The sequence below is a fragment of the Patescibacteria group bacterium genome (assembly GCA_018817085.1).
GTDB lineage: Bacteria > Patescibacteriota > WWE3 > CG2-30-40-12 > CG2-30-40-12 > CG2-30-40-12.
In genome coordinates, this window is the sequence record JAHIUT010000020.1 from 1 (window position 1) to 5,016 (window position 5,016).

Genomic DNA, 5,016 nt, shown 5'->3' on the forward strand with positions numbered 1-5,016 from the left:
AACAATTTCAGAAATAATAGGTCTTTCCGCCTTTTCTTATCCGGTAATAGAAAGTTATTGGCTTGGAAACGAGGAATTAAAAAAGGCAAAACCGGAACATTTTGAACTTCTTTTGGAAAATTTTGCAAAACAAGGTGTTCCAGAAAACACTATAGCGGAGTTTAGAAAAAACAAGCCAAAGGTTTTTATACCCCACCACTTTTTTCAAGTGTTATCTGTTTCCAATAGTGCTGAACACATAAATAGCTGTATGATTCGGTGGGGGGAAGTGAAAAAAATTGAAGGGGGAAAAGTTTTTGTAGATATTAAATTTCTAGAAAGCCAAAATGGGGGTTATAAACTAAAAAACAGACAGGAAGATTTAAAATTTTACCCTGCTTTTCTACTCGGATTAAAAGCGGGGGATACGGTGGCGGTTCATTGGAAACAAGCGGTAAAAATTTTAACTAAAGAGGAAGAAAAAAATTTATTCTTTTGGACGGAGAAGATTTTAAGAAAAAAGGTTATTTAAGAAGAAAGCCACCGTCAACCACAATTTGACTTCCCGTCATATACGAAGACATATCAGAAGCTAGAAACAAGGCAACCTTGCCAATCTCGTCCGGCTCGCCCATTCTATGCATTGGCACTCCAGCCATCGGGTCCGCAATGGATATTTTTTCATTCGTTCCCGCGGTGGCGGGCGTTTGCATTTTTTGCGCTCCCGGAGTGTTTATTCCCCCTGGCGCAATAGCGTTAACCCAGATTTTATGCGGGGCAAGCTCCAAAGCAATGTTTTTGGTAAACCCCCAAACGCCGTGTTTAGACGCGTCGTATATCGCAAGCCCTACCATTGACGGATGCAGAGCGTCTATTGAAGTGATATTAATTATTCTCCCACCTTTGCCTTGTTTAATCATTTGCTCGGAAACATATTTTGCGCAAAGGACTACTCCCTTTAGATTTACATTAATTATTTTTTCAAAATCCTGCGCGGTTAAGCTAGATAACGGAACAACGGGAAATATGCCTGCGTTGTTTACCAGTATATCTATACTCCCAAACGCGATTACCGTTTCTTTAACCAAATTTTTAACATCACTCTCGGAGGAAACATCCGTTATAACGGTTTTTAAATTAAGTTTGAGAGGGAGCAACTCTTTTAACACCTTGCCCGTTTCTTGCTGGTTATAATCCGCTATAACAACATTTGCTCCGGCTTCTCCAAGTCTTTGGACAATGCCAAGCCCAATTCCCGCCGCCCCTCCGGTTACTATTGCGGTTTTTCCGGATAAATTAAGCAGGTTGTTTAAACTAACAATACTCATATTTTGATTATACATTAAACCTCGTAAAATACGCCTAATGGTATTTTTTTAATCCCAAACTCTAAAGATTTGTTGTAAGCGACAAGCTTGTCCGCAGAATTATAATCTTTGCCAAGACGATAGCAGTTATCTCTAAAAAAAGTGTGCGTGAGTTTTTTATTAAAAGTAACGCAAGGTTGAAGCGCTTCTATAATGGCAATTCCTTCATGTTGGTTTGCCTTAATTATAGTATTTGTTAAATTGTTTATATCTCCCACATATTCCCTTGCCACAAAAGTCGCGCCCGCGGTAATGGCGAGAGCAAGAGGACTAAGCGGGGTATCCGTATTTCCCGCGGGTGTGGATTTAGATTGGTATCCTTTTTCCGAAGTGGGGGAGGTTTGTCCTGTGGTTAAGGCGTAAACGCCGTTGTTATGGATAATAATCGTTAAATTTTCGTTTCGTCGACAAGCGTGCAAAAAATGATTTCCCCCTTCGCCTAAACAGTCGCCGTCGCCGGTAAAGACAAAGATATTAAGGCGAGGATTTACGGTTTTTATGCCTGTTGCAACCGGTATTGGTCTTCCGTGCAAAGTTTCAAAAGATGTTAGTTTTATAAAATTAAGAATATGCCCGTGACAACCTATTCCCGCAACCAAGACGGTATTGGAGTTATCCCAGTTTTCTAATACGGTCGCATTTTTAAACGCTGTCCACAGAGAAAGATTCCCGCAACCCGGACACCATGTTGGAGAAAAAGGCGTTGTTAAATCTGCTAGGTCAGTCATTTTTTAAATCTTTCAAAACTTTATTTATTTTAGTTATTATTTCTTCCACAAAGAAAGGGCGCCCATCATATTTTAAGAGTTTGTCCTTTATTTCAATTCCGGTTTTTTCTCTGATTAGGTTAGCCAACTGTCCGCTGTAATTGCATTCAATATTCACCACATACCTTGCGCTAGCAAGCACTTTCTTTACTTGCTCTGTTGGGAATGGGTTCATCCAAGTTATATGAAGATAGCTCACATTATCAAACTTTTTTAGAGCTTGTATAATACTTCCTTTATTGCTTCCCCAAGAAACAATGGTTATATCGGCTTTAGTATGCCCAAAAAGTTTTGGCGCGGGCATATCGTTTTTGGCGCAAGTTGAAAGTTTTTCCATTCTCTTTTCCATTTGGTTGTTCCTGTTTTCAATTTCTTCGCTTGAAAAGCCTAATTCGTTATGCTCATCGGAATTGGCTATAAAAAAGTTCCCGCTTCCCGGAACTGTCCTTGTGGAAATGCCGTCTTTTGAAAGCTCGTATCTTTTATAGTTTCCTACTTTTTCGGTTGTAAATTTTCCGCGATCCAGAGTGTAAGGAGAATTTTCAAAAGGCAGAAAACTTTGGTCGTTATCGCAGATATTTTTATCTATTAAAACCACTACAGGAGTTTGATACTTATCCGCCAAATTAAACGCTTCTCTAGTTAAATCAAAAGCTTCTTGTGCGTCTCCTGCGGCTAAAACTATTCTTGGAAAATCTCCTTGATGGGCGTTAAGAACAAATTGCAAATCGCTTTGTTCGCTCCATGTGGGAATGCCTGTTGCTGGCGCTCCGCGCATACCGTTAATTATAACCACAGGTGTCTCCGTCATACCTGCCAACCCATATCCTTCGGTCATAAGGCAGAAACCGCCTCCAGATGTTGCCACCATTGAACGGGCTCCCGCAAAACTTGCCCCAATTGCCATATTTATTGCGGAAATTTCATCCTCGGGTTGTTTATAAATATAATTATGCTCTTTTTGATGGGCGGTTAAAAAATGCAAGATGCCTGAAATAGGGGACATCGGGTAAATGGCGGCAAATTTTAGTCCTGCGGAAATTGCGCCCAGCGCCACTGCTTCATTACCGTTTAAAACAACCTTCGGCGCGGTTTCTACGAATTTTAAAAGCGAAGTTGTTTGGCGAGGGTAGTTCTCTGTAATGTAAGTGTATCCAACCTCCGCCGCTTTTAAGTTATCCTTTACCGTCTCATCCTTTTCGTATTCTTTGGAAATTAGCTCCTTAAGAATTTTAAAATCCCCCCCGAAAATTGCTACCAGCGCCCCCAAAGCTACCGTATTACTTAATATGTTTTTCTCTCCAGCAAGATTTGAAAGGGGGATTTTAAAAAGTTTGGTGTTTTTTGGTATGTCTGCTGTAGCAATCTTTTCATCCACATCAAATAAAATTCCCGACTTTTCGGTTAGCTCGTTTGTATGCTTGTCCAGTGTTTCTTGATTTAGCGCCACCAAAAAATCTGTTTTAGAACTTGGTCCTGTTACTTCTTTTCCGGAAATATTTATTTGCATAACATTGTGTCCGCCTCGGATTAAAGACGGATATTCAATATAGTTGTAAATATAGTATCCGGATAACGACGCGAATTTGGAAAACAAAAGTCCTGCGGATTTTATTCCCTGCCCAGCTCCCCCACCAATTTTTAAGCTAAATATTTGGTTCATAGTTAATAATTATTTTTGGGTCCACCGCCCAGGCATTGTCCTTATTCACAATAACAGGGTTAATTTCAATCTCCAAATTTTTTGGCATACTCTCTGCTAATTTACCTACGCGAACAATTAATTCAAACAATTTATCTAAAGCGAAAGGGATTTCTCCCGGCGCGGTTTCAAAAAGAGTATAAACTTTTGAATTTTCCACTAAAGTTTTGGCGTCCATTATTCCCATAGGCAAAAGGTGTATATTCTTGTCGGAAATTAGTTCTGCAAACGAACCCCCCGCTCCAAAAAGGAGTATGTTTCCAAAAGTGATGTCCCTTTTTACCCCCACAAGTACTTGCGCCCCACCTACTATGCTTTTTTGGATTTGTATATCTAGATTTTTCTCTTGCATTTTTGTCAACGCTTTTTCTAGCTGGTTCTCGTTTATTATGTCCAAGATAACGCCACCCGCCCTTTTTTTATGGATAATTTCTGGAGAAGAAAGTTTTAAAACAACCGGCCAACCGTTTTTTTCGGTAAAATCTTTTGCCCGCTCAAAAGTTTTTATAAGTTCTGTTGGAGGAGTGGCTATTCCTGCGGAAGAGATGAGTTCATTGGCAGAAAGATTATCCAAACTTTTGTAATTTTTGGCAATTGCCTGTTCAATAGTTTCTTTAGCCCTATCAAAATTTTGATTTAGAAATATGTCCTTTTCCTTTCTCGGTCTTTCGGGGACATCTTTTCCTTTTTGAAACACCCACATTTTGGAGATGGCGTAAATGGCTCTTTCCGGGAATCTAAACGAGGGGATTCTAAACTCGTTTAGTTTTTTCTCTCCTTCCGAAACTAGCTTCCCTCCAATGAAGGAGCAGAAAATAGGTTTTTCATATTTTTGAGACAACTCGCCAATAAATTCCGCAGTTTTGGCAATTTGGGTCATTATTTGCGGGGTTAAGATAATGAGCAGAGCGTCCACACTGTCCTGTTCCAAAACAATTCCGGCGGCTTTTTTATATCTATTAGCAAGCGCATCTCCCAAAACATCAACGGGGTTTAAAATACTTGCTTGTCTGGGGAGTATTTTTAACAGGTCTTCCTTAGTTTCTGCGCTAAATTCAGCAAGTTCCAATCCGTAAGTTTCTATAGCGTCACTACTTATTACTCCGGGACCGCCGGCGTTTGAAACAATTCCAATTTTGGGTCCCTTGGGCGCATTTTCCCATGAAAAGACTTTTGCTAAATCAAAAAAATCTTCCATAGT

Annotated in this window: 5 protein-coding genes; 1 reads left to right on the forward strand and 4 read right to left on the reverse strand. The window is 39.9% G+C overall.

Annotated features, from left to right (window positions below):
- A partial coding sequence (locus tag KJ678_01320; GenBank protein MBU1016785.1) for a hypothetical protein occupies positions 1-511 on the forward strand: 511 nt, incomplete at its 5' end.
- On the opposite strand, the gene KJ678_01325 is transcribed toward KJ678_01320, so the two are convergent.
- The 4 genes from KJ678_01325 to KJ678_01340 form a co-directional block, all read right to left on the reverse strand.
- Positions 504-1,307 (reverse strand): SDR family oxidoreductase, encoded by an 804-nt coding sequence (locus tag KJ678_01325; protein ID MBU1016786.1) that lies wholly within the window; start codon positions 1,305-1,307, stop codon positions 504-506. The genes KJ678_01320 and KJ678_01325 overlap by 8 nt on opposite strands.
- A gap of 14 nt (positions 1,308-1,321) precedes the next feature.
- Entirely contained in the window at positions 1,322-2,074 is a 753-nt protein-coding gene (locus KJ678_01330) for a 2-oxoacid:ferredoxin oxidoreductase subunit beta (protein ID MBU1016787.1), read from the reverse strand.
- Positions 2,067-3,776 carry a 2-oxoacid:acceptor oxidoreductase subunit alpha gene (locus KJ678_01335; GenBank protein ID MBU1016788.1) on the reverse strand — a complete coding sequence of 570 codons (1,710 nt, stop codon included), beginning with the start codon at positions 3,774-3,776 and terminating at the stop codon, positions 2,067-2,069. The genes KJ678_01330 and KJ678_01335 overlap by 8 nt, the downstream gene beginning before the upstream one ends.
- On the reverse strand, positions 3,760-5,016 hold a 1,257-nt coding region (locus KJ678_01340), incomplete at its 5' end, for an acetate--CoA ligase family protein (protein ID MBU1016789.1). The genes KJ678_01340 and KJ678_01335, both read right to left, overlap by 17 nt.